Raw genomic sequence first — 14,223 nt, forward strand, 5'->3', positions numbered from 1 at the left:
GGTCACTCCTGACGGGGGCTCGGGATCGGTATCCGGCGTCCAGCTGACCACGGCCGTCGGCGGGACCGGACCGTGGACACAACGACCACAAAGCTCATTGCGCACTCAAGGGTGACACGGCCCCCCGCGGTGTCCATCGTTCCTTCAACCGGCGGGAACCCGCCGGACACACAGGAGGAACCAGATGCGCACTGCTTCCCTGCGGAGGCTCACCGTCGGCGCCGTCGCCGCCGGACTCGTGCTCACCGGCTGCGGTACGACGGCCGAGGGCGGCTCGGCAGCAGGCGGCGGCGAGGAGGGCGCGATCAGCGGGCTGCGGCTCATGGTCCCCAACTCCCCCGGCAGCGGGTACGACACCACCGGCCGGGCCGTCGCCCAGGTGCTGGAGGACGAGGAGCTCGCCTCGGGCATCGAGGTGTTCAACCTCGAGGGTGCCGGCGGCACCGTCGGCCTCCAGCGCCTCGTCAACGAGGAGGGGAACGCCGAGATGCTCATGCAGATGGGCCTCGGCGTCGTCGGCGCCCAGTTCAGCAACCAGTCCGAGGCCACCCTCGACGAGACCACGCCGATCGCCAAGCTCATCGAGGAGGCCGAGGCGATCGTCGTCCCCGGCGACTCCCCGTTCCAGTCGATCGACGACCTCGTCCAGGCGTGGAAGGCCGACCCCGGCAACACCCCGGTCGGCGGCGCGTCCAACCCGGGCGGCCCGGATCACCTGACCCCGATGCTCCTGGCCCAGGAGGTCGGCGTGGACCCGGCGACCGTCAACTACGTGGCCTACGACGGCGGCGGCGAGCTGCTGGCCGGCATCCTCGGTGGCGACGTGGCGTTCGCGGCGACCGGCGTGGGCGAGGTGGAGGAGTCGGCCGCCGCCGGTGACGTCCGCATCCTCGCGGTGACCACCGACGAGCCCGTGGAGGGGGTGGACGCGCCGACGCTGGCCGACGAGGGCGTGGACCTGGTCTTCAGCAACTGGCGCGGCATCGTGGCCCCTCCCGGCATCTCCGAGGAGGAGACGCAGCGCTTCGTCGACGCGATCACCGAGATGCACGACAGCGAGGCCTGGCAGCAGGTCCTCCAGGACCAGGGCTGGACCGACGCCTTCGTCACCGGTGACGAGTTCTCCCAGTTCCTGGCCGACGAGAGCGACCGCGTCCAGTCCGTCATGAGCGAGCTGGGGCTGGCGTGAGCTCGGCCGCCCCCGGCAGCACCGAGGAGCAGGGCCGCTCCGAGCTCGGCGTGGCCCTGTTCCTCGGGGCGCTCGGTGTCCTCGTCATCGTGCAGGCGCTGCTCCTGCCCGAGAGCCGGATCGCACGCGGTCCGGTCGGGCCTGCCGCTGTCCCCGTGGTGGTCGGCTCGCTGCTCGTCGTCGTCGCGGGATTCCTCGCCGTCGACGTGTGGCGCGGGGGCCGTGGTGAGCCGGAGGGCGGCGAGGACATCGAGCTGACCGGCCGCAGCGACTGGCGCACGATCGCGATGCTGGCGGCGGCGTTCATCGCCAACGCCCTGCTGATCGAGCCGCTCGGGTGGCCCGTCTCCGGCGCCATCCTCTTCTGGGGGTCGGCCTTCGCGCTGGGCAGCCGGCACTACGTCCGGGATGCCGCCATCGCCGTCGTCCTGTCCGTCGGCTCCTGGTACCTGTTCGTCCTCGGCCTCGGCATCAGCCTGCCCGTGGGCATCCTGAGGGGGATCCTCTGATGGACGCACTGAACGAGCTCATGGGCGGTTTCGCCACCGCGCTGACGCCGACGAACCTCTTCTACGTACTGCTCGGCGTGCTCCTCGGCACCGCGATCGGCGTGCTCCCCGGCATCGGCCCCGCCATGACGGTGGCCCTGCTGCTGCCCCTGACGCGGGGCCTGGAGGTGGAGACGGCGCTCATCATGTTCGCCGGCATCTACTACGGCGGGATGTACGGCGGATCCACGACGTCGATCCTGCTGAACACCCCCGGCGAGAGCGCGTCGGTGGTGACCGCCATCGAGGGCAACAAGATGGCCAGGAGCGGGCGCGCAGCCCAGGCGCTGGCCACCGCGGCGATCGGGTCCTTCGTCGCCGGGACCATCGCCACCCTCCTGCTGGCGCTCGTGGCACCCACGGTCGCCGACCTGGCCGTGGAGGTCTCCCCCGCGGACACCTTCGCGATCATGGTGCTGGCCTTCATCGCCGTGACGTCGGTCCTCGGCAGCTCCCGGCTCCGTGGCCTGGCCGCGCTGGGCCTGGGCCTGACCATCGGCCTGATCGGCATCGACCCGACCTCCGGTCAGCAGCGGCTCACCTTCGGCATCCCGGAGCTGGCCGACGGCATCGACGTCGTCGTCGTGGCGGTCGGTCTGTTCGCCGTCGGGGAGGCGCTGTGGACGGCGGCTCACCTGCGCCGGCGTCCGATCGACGTGATCCCGGTCGGCAACCCGCGGATGAGCCGGCAGGACTTCCGGCGGTCCTGGAAGCCCTGGCTGCGCGGTACCGCCATCGGCTTCCCCTTCGGTGCCGTGCCCGCCGGCGGCGCGGAGATCCCGACGTTCCTCTCCTACGTCAGCGAGAAGCGGCTCTCCAAGCACCCCGAGGAGTTCGGAGAGGGCGCCATCGAGGGCGTGGCCGGTCCGGAGGCGACCAACAACGCCTCCGCAGCCGGCGGCCTGGTCCCGCTGCTGACCCTCGGCATCCCGGTCACGGCGACGGCGGCGGTCATGCTCGCGGCCATCCAGAGCTACGGCATCGAGCCCGGGCCCCGGCTGTTCGAGACCGAGCCCGTGCTGGTCTGGGGTCTCATCGCCAGCCTGTTCATCGGCAACACCGCCCTGCTGGTGCTCAACCTGCCGCTGGCACCGGTCTGGGCGCGCCTGCTGCGGATCCCGCGCTCGTACCTCTACGCGGGAATCCTGTTCTTCTCCAGCCTCGGCGCCTACGCAGCCAACGCCTCGCCGTTCGACCTCCTCCTCCTGCTGGCGATCGGGGCGCTGGGGTTCATGATGCGCCGGTACGGCCTGCCGATCCTGCCGGCGATCATCGGCGTGATCCTGGGGCCGTTCGCCGAGGAGGAGCTGCGCCAGGCGCTGCAGATCAGCAACGGTCAGCTCAGCGGGCTGGTCACCCCGTTGACCGTGATCGTGTACGTCATCGTGGCGCTGGTCCTGCTGTGGCCGCTCGTCCGCCGGTTCCTGCCGCGCAAGGCGGCAGTACCGGTGCTCGCCGACGCGGTGCACGAGATCGAGGAGGCCCACCACCACCACGGGCTCACCGACTCGGTCTCGGTGGAACGGCACGCCGACGACGGGGACCGCACGTCCTGACCCTGCCGGACCGTTCGATCGTCGAGGGCCCCGTGCACGCGTCCGCCGCTCAGCCGGCGTCGGACGGGAGCGCGGGGCCCTCGTCGTCGGGGTCTCGGCCTACCCCGACTGCGTGGCGTCCTGGAGTTCCAGGGCGCGGACGTTCGGGACGCGGGTGCGATCGGCGGGCCGCTCGTCGGGAAAGAGTGACCGGAGATCCCGCACGTAGACACCGGTGCCGTGCCCGAAGCCGGACACCACCGGCTGCAGCCGTCCGCTGACGGTAGCGACGGCCCGGTCGAGCAGGGCGCGGGGCTGCGGCATCCGGACCCGCTCGCCGGAGACGGTCAGCACGAGCACGGCGGCGACGAGCGCCAGGACCGCGACCGAGCCGACCGCGGCGGGGAGGCCGGCGGACTCGGCCAGGAAGCCGATCGCGGGTGGCCCACCGAGGAGGCCCGTGTAGCCCACCGTGGTGGACAGTGCGATGCCGCGCGCACCCCCGAGCAGACCGGCGCGGGCGATCGCCAGCGGGAACACGTTGGCCAGCCCCAGGCCGACGGCCACGAAGCCGCCGAGGGCGACGGCCAGGGAGCTGGTCGTCACTGCGGCGACGGCGCCGGTCGCCGCCAGCACCGCACCGCCCACGAGCAGCTGCCGCTCCCCCAGGGCGAGCACCAGCCGTCCGCCTGCCAGTCGGCCGCAGGCCATGGCGAGGGAGAAGCCGGCGTATCCCGCGGCGGCTACGGTGGCCGGCGCGCCGAGCTGCTCACGCAGCAGCAGGGCACCCCAGTCGGTCAGGGCCCCCTCGCCGAACGCCGTACAACCCGCGATCACGCCGAGCACGACCAGGACGGCGGTCGGCCGTCGGTGCACGCCACCGGGCGGCGCGTGCGGCTCCGCGGCCTCGGTCCCGCGCCCCGCGGCGAGGAGGGCCGGCAGCGCCCAGGCGCTGGCGAACAACCCCGCCGCGGCGACGAGCGTCAGGTGCGCGCCCACGCCGAGCACGGAGGAGGCGGCACCGCCGAGCAGCGCGCCACCGAGCCCGCCGAAGCTGAAGCCGGCGTGCAGCCCGGACAGGATCGGCCGGCCGACGGCGGCCTCCACCTGCACCCCGACGGAGTTGGCCGCGACGTTCACCATGCCGGTCGCGGCGCCGAAGACGAAGAGCGCGACGCACAGCGCCGGGACGGAGTACACCAGCCCCGGCAGGACGGCGGCCGCCGACACCGCGACCGCGGCGACGGCGCTCACCGGCCCGGCGCCGAACCGGACGCACCAGGCGCCGGTGAAGCGCATGCAGACGAGGGCACCGAGGGACAGGGAGAGCAGCGCGATCCCGAGCGTGCTATGGCCGGCACCCACACGGGCGGCGACGTCGGGGACGCGCGCGGCCCAACTGCCGAAGACGGCGCCGTCGAGGACGAAGAGCACGGTGACGGCGGCACGGAGGCGGGCGACGGACGGCGGGGGGACGCGGGTGCCGGCGGACCGGGCGAGACCGGGGACCGGCACGCGGGCGCGCGGAAGCAGGGAAAGGGCGGGCACGGGAGACCTCTCAGGGAAGACGCCGGCCACTCGCGTCTTCGAGAGGTGGCCACGGGAACGGGGGCGGAGCCACGAGCTCGGGCACCCGATCTCCACGGTGACAGCGGTTCGCGGCCCTCGCCGCCTCACCCGCCCGATCGGCGCGTGAGAGTCACCACACGCTGCCGTAGCCGGGTCGACCGCGCCAGGCTCAGATGCTGCGCCAGCGCCCCTCGGTGGCGTTGCCCGCCGGCTTGGACTCGAAGACGTTCCCCTCGGTCGGCGGGACGTCGTCGTTCGCCATCGCCATGCGCTGCAGCAGCGGCCCGACCAGGGTGTCGAACACGCCCGGCACGAGCCGGAAGCCGGCGGTGAACAGTGAGTTGAACAGCCCGGCCTGCACGATCCGCCGCGGCCGGTCCAGCGTGGACAGGACCGCGCGGGCGACCCGCTGCGGCGAGTACACCGGCGGCGGGGGCCGGCCGGTGCTCCCCGCCCACGTCGCGCCCTGGAAGTAGATCGGGGTGTCGACGCCCCCGGGCTGCACCGCGGACACGGAGATGCCCGGCTCGTCCCGGGTCTCCTGCTGCAGCACCCGGACGAGCCCGAGCTGCCCCCACTTCGCCGTCACGTAGCTGCCCATCAGGGGCGCGGCGATGCTGCCGAGCAGCGAGTTGACGACGACCAGATGACCGGCGCCCTGCTTGCGGAACACGGGCAGGACGACGCGGGCCACCGTTGCGGTGCCGTGCACCGCGACGTCGACGACCTGCTCGTAGACCTCACGCGGCACGTCCTCGATGCGGCCGTAGGCCATCACCTGGGCTGCGTGGACGACGACGTCGAGGCGGCCGAACTCGGCGACGGCGTCGTCGACGGCCGCCTGGATCGCGTCCTCGTCGGTGACGTCCGCCGGCCGGACGAGCACGGCCTGCGCCCCGGCGGCCAGCGCCTCGGCGGCGGCCTCCGCCAAGGGCTCCCGCCCGCGGGCGACCAGTACCAGCCGGGAGCCCCGGCCGGCCAGCTGCTGCGCCGTGGCACGGCCGATGCCGCTCGAGGCGCCGGTGATGAGCACCGTCTGCGGGCTCGCGGGATCAGTGGGTGTGGGCACGGACTCAGCTCCTCGGGGCGGAAGGGGGAGGGCGGTCCACCCACGTGCGTCCGCTCGGCATCCCCGTCCCGCTACCCGGGCGCCGACGCCCTCATGCGGGTGGTGCACAACCGATCTCGTCGAGCAGCCGCCACAGCCAGCCCGGCCCGGCCACCGGGGTCGCCGGCGGCAACCGGGCGCGGAGACCACGGTCCGCGGTGACGACCAGCAGCCGGGTCCCGTCGGCCGTCAGCCGGGCCGCGCAGGCGGCGAGGGCGTCGTCCCCGCTGCCGATCGCGCGCTCGACCCGGACGCCGACGGGTGCGGTCACGTCCCGCGCCTGACCCTCGACCACGGCCACCACCTCGTCGCAGACCACGACCCCGCCGTCCGGCCCCGGGAGCGAGCGGCCGGGCAGCCCGGCGAGGCGGCCCAGCAGGCGGGTGGCCGCGCCGGCGCGGTCGCGCCACCAGCCGTCCGGGCGCGCGCCGACGACGTTGGCGGCATCGACGAGCAGCACGGTCATCGGCGTCCCTCGTTCAGGTGGTCGCGGTCACCCGGACGGGCGGCCGCGCTCCCCCGCCGTTTGCCCCCGGTACCCCGCCGGCAAGCCGGGCCCGGATGGCAGGGGATCGACTCAGCCCACCGGCACGAAGGAGACCCATGATGGCCGGCAACGACCGCACCCGGCAGGACCACACCCGGCACGACGGCAGCCAGCACGACGGCACCCGGCACGACACCACCCCGCACCTGCCCCACCCCGGACCGGCGGCACCGAGCCGCACCGAGGATGCGACGGTGACGCTCGGCACGGCCCGCGATGCGGTGGCCGCCCAGCGCGCGGTGTTCGGCGGGATCAAGTGGGGGGCGGCCTTCTTCGGCTGGCTCTCGGCCAACGGTCTGGCGGTCCTGCTGGTGGCGCTGCTGTCGGCGGCCGGGGTCGCTCTCGGTCTCGCCCAGGGGGTCGACACCGCCGACGAGGCCGCCCAGCAGGTGGAGACCCTGGGCATCGGGGGCGGCATCGCCGTCCTGGTCGTCCTCTTCCTGGCCTACCTGGCCGGTGGGTACGTGGCCGGGCGGATGGCCCGGTTCGACGGTGCCCGCCAGGGCGTGGCCGTGTGGCTGATCGGCCTGCTCGTGGTCCTGCTCCTGGCCGCGGCCGGGGCGCTCCTGGGCGCGCAGTACAACGTGCTGCAGCAGCTGAACCTGCCGCGCATCCCGGTCGACGAGGGCACCGCCACCACCGCCGGGATCGTCACGCTGGTGGCCATCCTGCTGGTCACGCTGCTGGGGGCGCTCGTCGGCGGCAAGGTCGGCGAGCGCTACCACCGCAAGGTCGACCGGGCCGGCTTCGGCGCCTGAGAAAGGACCCCGTCCTCCCCACCCCTCGCACCCTCGGGGCGGTGCCCTGGACGGGGCCATTTCGTGCCCGCCGGTACGCACCTACGCTCGGCGCCATGTGCCGGAACATCCGTCCGCTCTCGAACTTCGAGCCACCGGCGACCGACGACGAGATCCAGGCCGCGGCCCTGCAGTACGTACGCAAGATCAGCGGCACGACGAAGCCGTCCCGGGCCAACGCCGAGGCCTTCGACCGGGCCGTCGCCGAGGTCGCCGCGGCCTCGGTCCGCCTGCTCGATTCCCTCGTCACCACGGCAGCACCCAAGGACCGCGAGGTGGAAGCGGCCAAGGCGCGGGAGCGGGCCGCCCTGCGCTACGGCACCTGAGCGACGCATGGTTTGCATTGCGCACAACCGGCATGACGGCGGACGACCGGGGTAAGGAGGCTCACACCAACCTCCCGGTCTAGGAGCTCGCCATGGCGCGCAACACCCTGTCCCGCACCCTGCACGATGTCGGCCTGTCCGCCTGGTTCGGCGGCACGCTGGCCAATGCCGTAGCCCTCAACGCCGCTGCCGGCGAGGCCGGGAGCGACTCGGCCACCGGCCGCGTGGCCAACGCCGGCTGGGACCGCTGGACGCCGGTCAACGCCGTCGCCATCGGCGCCCACCTGCTCGGCAGCATCGGCCAGCTGCGTGCCAACAGGGCGCGCATGGCCCAGCAGGAGGGGGTCGCCTCGATGTCCCTGCTCAAGACATTGCTGACCGCCGGGGCTCTCGGCGCCACCGCCTACAGCCGGGTCCTCGGCCAGCGTGTGTCGGCCGCCGGCAACCCGCCGTCCAAGCGCGGCACCAGGCCCAGCAAGCGCACGCAGGCCCTGCAGGCCGACGTCGCGGCCGCGCAGCAGCAGCTGGACACCCTGCAGTGGGTGATCCCGGCCCTCACCGGTGCCCTTGTCGCGGTCAGCTCCTACGCCGGCGAGCAGCAGCGCCCCTCCGAGGTGGCGGCGGGCACGGCCGCCGCCTGACCCGCTCCCCGCCGACGAGGGTTGCCGACCATGACCGAGACCGCTGCTGCCTCCCACGCACCCCGTGGGAAGACCCCCGGCGCCACCCGCTGCCCGGACTGCACCGACGGGCTCGGCCAGCCGCGGCCGGCCCAGCCGGGTTCGTGGCGGGCGCGCATCCACGACACCCCCGGCCTGGTGGTGCCCTATCGCATCGCCGTCTTCGTGGTCGGGCTGCTGTTCGTGATGCTGGGCATCGCACTCACCGCCCTGCCTGGTCCGCTCACCATCCCGCCGATCCTGATCGGCCTCTGGATCTGGTCGAGCGAGTTCCTGTGGGCCGCCCGCATCTTCGCCACGTTCCGGCGCAAGGCACAGGAGACCTGGCGGCACGCCAGGCAGCACCCGGTGTCCTCCGCCGCTGTCACCCTCGGTGGCCTCGCCGCCGCCGGACTCGCCTTCTGGGCGGTCGGGCACTACCAGCTCGTGGATCAGGCGAAGGAGGCACTGGGGCTCTGATGCCCGGCGCCGGCACGTCGCCGGTCGACTGATCGTCATGTCCACCGGTCATCCGTTCGCGTGGGATCGGCGTGGGCGGGCGCAGGCGTGGCTCGCGGCCGGGGTGGTGGCCGCCCTGCTCGTGTGGTGGTGGATGCTCGCGCCCTTCTGGCAGCGCGCCCGCAACACGCTGGACCGGCCTGACGACTGAGCGCACGCCGACGACCGGGCGCGCACCGGGGTGGGCTACAACTCCAGCATGAGCTCCAGCACCGCCGTCGACTCCCTCCTGCCCCGCCGGGCCCACTTCGCCGAGCTGACGCCGTTCGAGGTGTACGCCCTCTGCCGGCTACGGGTCGACGTGTTCGTCGTCGAACAGGAGTGCCCCTATCCCGAGCTGGACGGCCGCGACACCGAACCGGGCACGGTGCACCTGTGGCTGGAATCCGGCGGCGTGCCGGCCGCGACCATCCGGGTCCTCGACGACGGGCCGACCCGGGCCATCGGGCGGGTCGCGACCGCGGCCGCCTTCCGCGGTCGGGGTCTGGCGGCGCGGCTGATGGCCGAGGGCATCGCCCTGTGCGAGGGATTCCCGATCACGCTGGGCGCGCAGGCACACCTGGAGGGGTGGTACGAGCGATTCGGCTTCCGGCGCAGCGGCCCGGGTTACATCGAGGACGGCATCCCGCACGTGCCGATGCGGCGCGAGCCCGTCTGACCCTCATCTCGGTGCCGCCGGCACGGCAGCGCCCGACGCCACCCCTCGGATCCGGGGCTGGACGGCGTCGCTCTTGTGCACGTGGCTGGACCAGACGGGCTCGGGGTGGGTGTCGATGCCGGCGGCCACGTCCTCGGCGGTGCGCAGCTTGGCGACCTTGTGGACCAGGACACCGAAGCCGACCTTCGCCACGACGTCGTTGGCGGAGTAGGCCAGTTGCATCGTGGTGAACCAGGCCGGGGTCACGTCGGCGAAGACGGGGACGGCGTACACGAGCGGGTAGATGCCGAAGCTGCCGAGCAGCACGATCGCCGCGTTCCGGAGGCTCAGAGCGGCCTCGCGCCCCATGGTGGGCAGCGACACCCGGACGGCACCGATCAGCGCGACGTACAGGTAGACGAAGAAGACGGTGCTGATCAGTCCCCAGACGACCAGCGCCGTCCGGTCGCGCCCCTCGGCCAGCACCTGGGAGCCCAGGTACCCGGTGACGATCATCAGGAAGGCCGCGGCCATGGTGGTGAAGCGCAGGGTCCGCGCCTTCGCGCCCGCCACCGAGCAGACGGCGAGCAGTTCCACGGTGAGCAGGGGAACCGTCACCGACCAGTCGATGTAGCGCGTCGCCTCCGACGTCCGTGCCTCCTCGTTCGGCACGTACACCCCGCCCTCGAGGCGGAAGCCGCTGTCCCAGTCCAGGTAGAGGATGAGGTAGGCCAGCGCCGCCACACCGGCGAGGCACAACCCGGCCAGGGCCGACGGCCGGTAGCGGACCGACACCTCGTCCTTGCTGTTCCACGCGTAGACGAAGTACGCGAACAGCGCGAAACCGGCGCCGAGCAGTGCCAACTGCACGAGGTCGTACAGCCCGAGCGGCATCGTCTGCAGCTCCGGGGTCGGGGTGTCCATGGGGGCTCCGTTGCTGCTGTGGGCCGACGCCGGACGGGTCCCGCACGGCCCGCCCCGGTCGACCGGCCCTACCCCGCAGACCCGGCCACAACCGAACCCCGCCTTTGGGCAGGCTGCTCGCCACGCGGCCGGAGGTGGTCGCGCGCGCGGCCGCCGGCGACCCGGTGGACGACGACGCGCCGCCGTCGTCCGCCTCCTGCTCCAGCGACTTCCCCCGCGCGAGACCACCTCTGACGGTGCGCATCGCGGCACGCGGGTATGAGGTCGCTCATGGGCGTGCGCAACGCGGCGGTCGCGGCCGCGGACCAGTGGACCGACCCCGACGACGGCATCCGCTACCCCGCCGGTGAGGTCCACGCGTGGGAGCGCGGGCGCAACGAGACGGCCTGCGGGCTGTCATTGAGCAGGTCCCGGCTGGCCCGGTTCCCCCACGTCGGTTGGGCGGACGTCCAGCCGGAGTCCGGCCGGCACGCGGAGGGCGTGCAGGCCGTGTGCCGGCGCTGCCGCGCGGCCCAGGGCGCCCGCCGGGACGAGCGCGGCTGGACGAGGACCAACCCCCGGCCCTGACCGCCCTCTCCCCGGCCGACCGCGGATGAGCCGCCGTCCAGACTGATGCGGTGGACGACGTCGCGCTCTGTTCGGCCAAGGGCTGCCGGGAACCCGCCCGCTGGCGGCTGATCTGGAACAACCCCCGGCTGCACACGCCCGACCGCGAGAAGGTCTGGGCCGCCTGTGACCAGCACCGGGAGTCGCTGTCCCACCACCTGGCGGTCCGCTCGTTCCTGCGACGGGTCGAGCCGCTCCACGACGATGAGACGCCTAACGGTTAGACGTCTAAGCTCGGCCGATGGCACCTGGCGAGGAGTCGCTCAGCCTCCTGATCGGCGGCGTCGCCAAGGAGTTGAGCCGGGCGTTCGACGACGTGCTCGTGGCCGCCGGCGGTTCGAGCCCCACCTGGCAGGTGCTGCGGGCGCTGTCGGCCGGCGACCACCGGACGCAGGCCGACCTCGCCGCGGCGATCGGGGTCCGGCAGCCGACCCTCACTCATCACCTCGACGCGCTCGAGCGGGCCGGCCTGGTGACCCGCGAACGTGAGGTCGCCAACCGCCGCGTCCAACGCGTCACCGTGACGGAATCCGGCCAAGCCTTGTTCCTGCGGCTGCGCCGGGCCGCGGCCTCGTTCGACGGCCGGCTGCGCGCCGGTCTGGACGACAGCGACGTCGCGGAGCTGCGGCGGCTGCTCGGGCAGCTCACGGAGAACGCGCGACCCGACTGAGCCCGGCGTCTCGCGCGGAGCCCACTCAGGCGCCGAGCTGCCGTCCGCACGCCTCCGCGCGGTCGAGCAGCAGCGTCCGCTCCCGCTCGTTGCGGGTGAGGGATGCGGCCCGCTCGAACTCGGCGCGGGCCTCGTCGCGCCGGCCGAGCTGCTCGAGCAGGTCCCCGCGCACCGTCGGGAGCAGGTGGTAGCCCTGCAGGGCAGGCACGTCGGTGAGCACGTCCACGAGTGCGAGACCGGCGGCCGGCCCGTAGGCCCGCGACACGGCGACGGCGCGGTTGAGCTCGACCACCGGGGACGGCGTCAGCTCGGCGAGCGCTTCGTACAGGGCGGCGATCCGCGCCCAGTCGGTGTCCTCGACGGTGGTGGCCCGGGCGTGACAGGCGGCGATCGCGGCCTGGAGCGCGTAGGGCCCGAGCGCTCCACCGGCCCGCTCGGCGCGGTCCAGGGCGGCGAGGCCCCGGCCGATGAGGACGCGATCCCAGCGGCCACGGTCCTGGTCGGCCAGCAGCACCGGCTCACCCGAGGGGCCGACGCGCGCCCGCAGCCGCGAGGCCTGGATCTGCATGAGCGCCACCAGGCCGTGCACCTCGGACTCCGCCGGCGTCAGCTCGGCGAGGATGCGGCCCAGCCGCATCGCCTCCTGGCAGAGGGCCGGCCGCACCCATTCCTGTCCCGAGGTGGCCGAGTAGCCCTCGTTGAACACCAGGTAGATCACCTCGAGCACCGACCCGAGCCGCGCGGTGAACTCCGCCCCCGTCGGCACCTCGAACGGCACGCGCGCGGCGGTGAGCGTGCGCTTGGCCCGCACGATCCGCTGCGCGACGGTCGACTCGGCGACGAGGAAGGCCCGCGCGATCTCGTCGGTGCTCAGGCCGCCGAGCAGCCGCAGGGTGAGCGCGACCCGGGCCTCGCGGGAGAGCACCGGGTGGCACGAGATGAAGACCAGCCGGAGCAGGTCGTCCTCGACCACCTCGTCGAGGGCGGCCGCCCAGTCCGGCTCCTCGGCCTCGGTCAGCTCGCGGCCCAGCAGGGCGGTCTTGCGCTCCAGCCGCTCAGCGCGGCGGAAGGTGTCGATGGCCCGGTGCTTCGCGGTGGCCATCAACCAGGCGCCGGGCTTGGTGGGCACACCGGTCTCCGGCCACCGCTCCAGCGCGGCGACCAACGCGTCCTGCGCCAGTTCCTCGGCCAGCCCGACGTCCCCGGCAACGCGGGTCAGGGCGGCGATCAGCTTCGCCGATTCCATGCGCCAGACGGCGTCGACGACACGGTGCAGGTCCGCGGTCGCCAGCCCCTGACCCGTGGCCGTCCCGGCCGGCGGGTGGGTCATCAGGCGCCGTGCTGGGCCTCGACGGTGGCCCGCATCTCCTCTTCCTTCGCCCGCAGCTCGGGGGTCATCGCGTCACCGAAGTCGTCGCTGCTGAAGACCTGCCGGATCTCGATCTCCTCGTTGCGGAAGGGGGCCTTCCTCACCCACTCGATGACCTCCTCGCGGGAGGAGACCTCGAGGATCCAGAACCCGGCGACGAGCTCCTTGGTCTCGGCGAACGGCCCGTCGATCACGGTGCTGGCGCCGTCCTTGTCGAAGCGCACCCGCGCCCCCTTCGAGGTGGGGTGCAGGCCTTCGCCGGCGAGCATGACGCCGGCCTTCACCAGCTCCTCGTTGTAGGCGCCCATCGCGGCGAGCTGCTGCTCGGTGGGCATGACGCCGCGCTCGGTGTCCTCGTTGGCCTTGACGATCACCATGAAACGCATCGCTGACTCTCCCTGTCGTGTCCCGCTCGGGAACGGAGGCCGGTCGACCCGACCGGCGCGGACCCCGTTCTACCTACACGTCGAACGGCCCGGACCCGGATCGACACGACTCCACGAATTCTTTTCCGGGGTCGCGGCAGTGCCGAAGCGGCGACGAAGGGCTCCGTCCCGGCGCGCATGCCCCAGCGGTCCCACGGGACGACTGCCCGGGCCGTCCGCGGGTAGGGGCGACGCATGAGCGACGACGGGGTGACAGGTGGGTTCGCCGAACGACTGGGTGCGCGGGCGGAGACGGCCGACGACGGCTCGGCGCAGGTGCGATTCACCGCCCGGGAGGAGCACCTCAACCAGGCGGGCACGCTGCACGGCGGTGTCCTGGCCACGCTGGTGGACACCGCGATGGGTGCGGCGGTCCGGTCGACGGCCGATGACGGCGACGTACCGGCGACCAGTCAGCTGACCGTCACCTACCTGCGGCCGGGGAAGCCCGGCGAGCTGAGCGTCACCGCACGCGTACGTACCCGCGGCGAGCACCTGACCGTGTGCGACGCCGACGTCGAGCAGGACGGCCGCGGCCTGGTGCACGCCGTCGCGACGTTCGCGCTACTGCACGAGTGAGATCCCTGCGGACGACGGCACGGCGCCACGTCCGTAGATCTCGCTGTCGCCGCCGGTTCCGCACTGGCTGACCAGCAGCATGAATCCGAGCACCAGGACGACGGCGCCGAGGACCGCACCGGCGATGAGCAGGCGGCCCCGCTTGCGGCCGGTGCGGTCGGCGGACGGTGAGCGGTCGGGATCGTCGGCGGTGGACATGGCGCAGCTCCTCGTCGT

Annotated in this window: 20 protein-coding genes; 13 read left to right on the forward strand and 7 right to left on the reverse strand. The window is 73.5% G+C overall.

Annotated features, from left to right (window positions below):
* The first annotated feature begins 184 nt into the window (after window positions 1-184).
* From CHB94_RS02895 to CHB94_RS02905, 3 genes are read left to right on the forward strand one after another with little or no spacing between them, the layout of a single operon-like run.
* Window positions 185-1,189, forward strand: a complete 1,005-nt coding sequence (locus tag CHB94_RS02895) for a Bug family tripartite tricarboxylate transporter substrate binding protein (RefSeq protein ID WP_089335071.1) — start codon at window positions 185-187, stop codon at window positions 1,187-1,189.
* On the forward strand, window positions 1,186-1,698 hold the full coding sequence (locus CHB94_RS02900) for a tripartite tricarboxylate transporter TctB family protein (RefSeq protein WP_089335072.1): 513 nt from the start codon (window positions 1,186-1,188) through the stop codon (window positions 1,696-1,698). The genes CHB94_RS02895 and CHB94_RS02900 overlap by 4 nt, the downstream gene beginning before the upstream one ends.
* Window positions 1,698-3,293: a tripartite tricarboxylate transporter permease gene (locus tag CHB94_RS02905; RefSeq protein WP_089335073.1), complete on the forward strand. Its 1,596-nt coding sequence runs from the start codon at window positions 1,698-1,700 to the stop codon at window positions 3,291-3,293. Before CHB94_RS02900 ends, CHB94_RS02905 begins: the two co-directional genes overlap by 1 nt.
* A gap of 99 nt (window positions 3,294-3,392) precedes the next feature.
* On the opposite strand, the gene CHB94_RS02910 is transcribed toward CHB94_RS02905, so the two are convergent.
* The 3 genes from CHB94_RS02910 to CHB94_RS02920 all read right to left on the reverse strand — a co-directional run bounded on the left by CHB94_RS02910 (window position 3,393) and on the right by CHB94_RS02920 (window position 6,415).
* Window positions 3,393-4,820 carry an MFS transporter gene (locus tag CHB94_RS02910; protein WP_176445381.1) on the reverse strand — a complete coding sequence of 476 codons (1,428 nt, stop codon included), beginning with the start codon at window positions 4,818-4,820 and terminating at the stop codon, window positions 3,393-3,395.
* A gap of 190 nt (window positions 4,821-5,010) precedes the next feature.
* Window positions 5,011-5,910, reverse strand: coding sequence for an SDR family NAD(P)-dependent oxidoreductase (locus CHB94_RS02915; protein WP_089335074.1), 900 nt, complete (start codon window positions 5,908-5,910; stop codon window positions 5,011-5,013).
* A 91-nt stretch (window positions 5,911-6,001) separates the two neighbouring features.
* A complete protein-coding gene (locus CHB94_RS02920) occupies window positions 6,002-6,415 on the reverse strand; it encodes a hypothetical protein (protein WP_089335075.1) in 414 nt (137 codons plus the stop codon).
* Window positions 6,416-6,552: 137 nt separating this feature from the next.
* Here CHB94_RS02920 and CHB94_RS02925 point away from each other — a divergent pair, with 137 nt between their 5' ends.
* The 6 genes from CHB94_RS02925 to CHB94_RS02945 all read left to right on the forward strand — a co-directional run bounded on the left by CHB94_RS02925 (window position 6,553) and on the right by CHB94_RS02945 (window position 9,455).
* On the forward strand, window positions 6,553-7,254 hold the full coding sequence (locus tag CHB94_RS02925) for a hypothetical protein (protein WP_254920359.1): 702 nt from the start codon (window positions 6,553-6,555) through the stop codon (window positions 7,252-7,254).
* A 95-nt stretch (window positions 7,255-7,349) separates the two neighbouring features.
* Window positions 7,350-7,619, forward strand: a complete 270-nt coding sequence (locus tag CHB94_RS02930) for a DUF2277 domain-containing protein (protein ID WP_089335076.1) — start codon at window positions 7,350-7,352, stop codon at window positions 7,617-7,619.
* 92 nt (window positions 7,620-7,711) lie between these two features.
* Complete coding sequence (locus CHB94_RS02935) at window positions 7,712-8,260, forward strand: hypothetical protein (RefSeq protein ID WP_089335077.1); 549 nt, start codon at window positions 7,712-7,714, stop codon at window positions 8,258-8,260.
* A gap of 30 nt (window positions 8,261-8,290) precedes the next feature.
* A complete protein-coding gene (locus CHB94_RS02940; RefSeq protein ID WP_089335078.1) occupies window positions 8,291-8,758 on the forward strand; it encodes a PGPGW domain-containing protein in 468 nt (155 codons plus the stop codon).
* A 37-nt stretch (window positions 8,759-8,795) separates the two neighbouring features.
* Window positions 8,796-8,948: a hypothetical protein gene (locus CHB94_RS24920; protein ID WP_176445382.1), complete on the forward strand. Its 153-nt coding sequence runs from the start codon at window positions 8,796-8,798 to the stop codon at window positions 8,946-8,948.
* 48 nt (window positions 8,949-8,996) lie between these two features.
* Window positions 8,997-9,455 carry a GNAT family N-acetyltransferase gene (locus tag CHB94_RS02945; RefSeq protein ID WP_089335161.1) on the forward strand — a complete coding sequence of 153 codons (459 nt, stop codon included), beginning with the start codon at window positions 8,997-8,999 and terminating at the stop codon, window positions 9,453-9,455.
* A 3-nt stretch (window positions 9,456-9,458) separates the two neighbouring features.
* On the opposite strand, the gene CHB94_RS02950 is transcribed toward CHB94_RS02945, so the two are convergent.
* Window positions 9,459-10,358, reverse strand: coding sequence for a bacteriorhodopsin (locus tag CHB94_RS02950; protein ID WP_089335079.1), 900 nt, complete (start codon window positions 10,356-10,358; stop codon window positions 9,459-9,461).
* A gap of 270 nt (window positions 10,359-10,628) precedes the next feature.
* Between CHB94_RS02950 and CHB94_RS02955 the strand changes: the two genes are divergently transcribed.
* From CHB94_RS02955 to CHB94_RS02965, 3 genes are read left to right on the forward strand one after another with little or no spacing between them, the layout of a single operon-like run.
* Window positions 10,629-10,925, forward strand: coding sequence for a hypothetical protein (locus CHB94_RS02955; protein WP_089335080.1), 297 nt, complete (start codon window positions 10,629-10,631; stop codon window positions 10,923-10,925).
* 50 nt (window positions 10,926-10,975) lie between these two features.
* Window positions 10,976-11,188, forward strand: coding sequence for a hypothetical protein (locus CHB94_RS02960; protein WP_089335081.1), 213 nt, complete (start codon window positions 10,976-10,978; stop codon window positions 11,186-11,188).
* Between the two features lie 17 nt (window positions 11,189-11,205).
* Window positions 11,206-11,634, forward strand: a complete 429-nt coding sequence (locus tag CHB94_RS02965) for a MarR family winged helix-turn-helix transcriptional regulator (protein WP_089335082.1) — start codon at window positions 11,206-11,208, stop codon at window positions 11,632-11,634.
* A 25-nt stretch (window positions 11,635-11,659) separates the two neighbouring features.
* On the opposite strand, the gene CHB94_RS02970 is transcribed toward CHB94_RS02965, so the two are convergent.
* Together CHB94_RS02970 and CHB94_RS02975 are read right to left on the reverse strand one after the other, a co-directional pair.
* Window positions 11,660-12,964: an RNA polymerase sigma factor gene (locus CHB94_RS02970; RefSeq protein WP_089335083.1), complete on the reverse strand. Its 1,305-nt coding sequence runs from the start codon at window positions 12,962-12,964 to the stop codon at window positions 11,660-11,662.
* Window positions 12,964-13,389, reverse strand: coding sequence for a YciI family protein (locus CHB94_RS02975; protein WP_089335084.1), 426 nt, complete (start codon window positions 13,387-13,389; stop codon window positions 12,964-12,966). The genes CHB94_RS02970 and CHB94_RS02975 overlap by 1 nt, the downstream gene beginning before the upstream one ends.
* Before the next feature lie 234 nt (window positions 13,390-13,623).
* Between CHB94_RS02975 and CHB94_RS02980 the strand changes: the two genes are divergently transcribed.
* Window positions 13,624-14,007, forward strand: a complete 384-nt coding sequence (locus CHB94_RS02980; RefSeq protein WP_089335085.1) for a PaaI family thioesterase — start codon at window positions 13,624-13,626, stop codon at window positions 14,005-14,007.
* Here CHB94_RS02980 and CHB94_RS02985 read toward each other — a convergent pair.
* The gene (locus tag CHB94_RS02985; protein WP_089335086.1) at window positions 13,993-14,205 is read right to left on the reverse strand and encodes a hypothetical protein; all 213 of its coding nucleotides are present in this window, start codon (window positions 14,203-14,205) and stop codon (window positions 13,993-13,995) included. The genes CHB94_RS02980 and CHB94_RS02985 overlap by 15 nt on opposite strands.
* Between the last annotated feature and the right edge of the window lie 18 nt (window positions 14,206-14,223).

Source organism: Blastococcus mobilis, assembly GCF_900188025.1.
Taxonomy (GTDB): Bacteria; Actinomycetota; Actinomycetes; order Mycobacteriales; family Geodermatophilaceae; genus Blastococcus_B; species Blastococcus_B mobilis.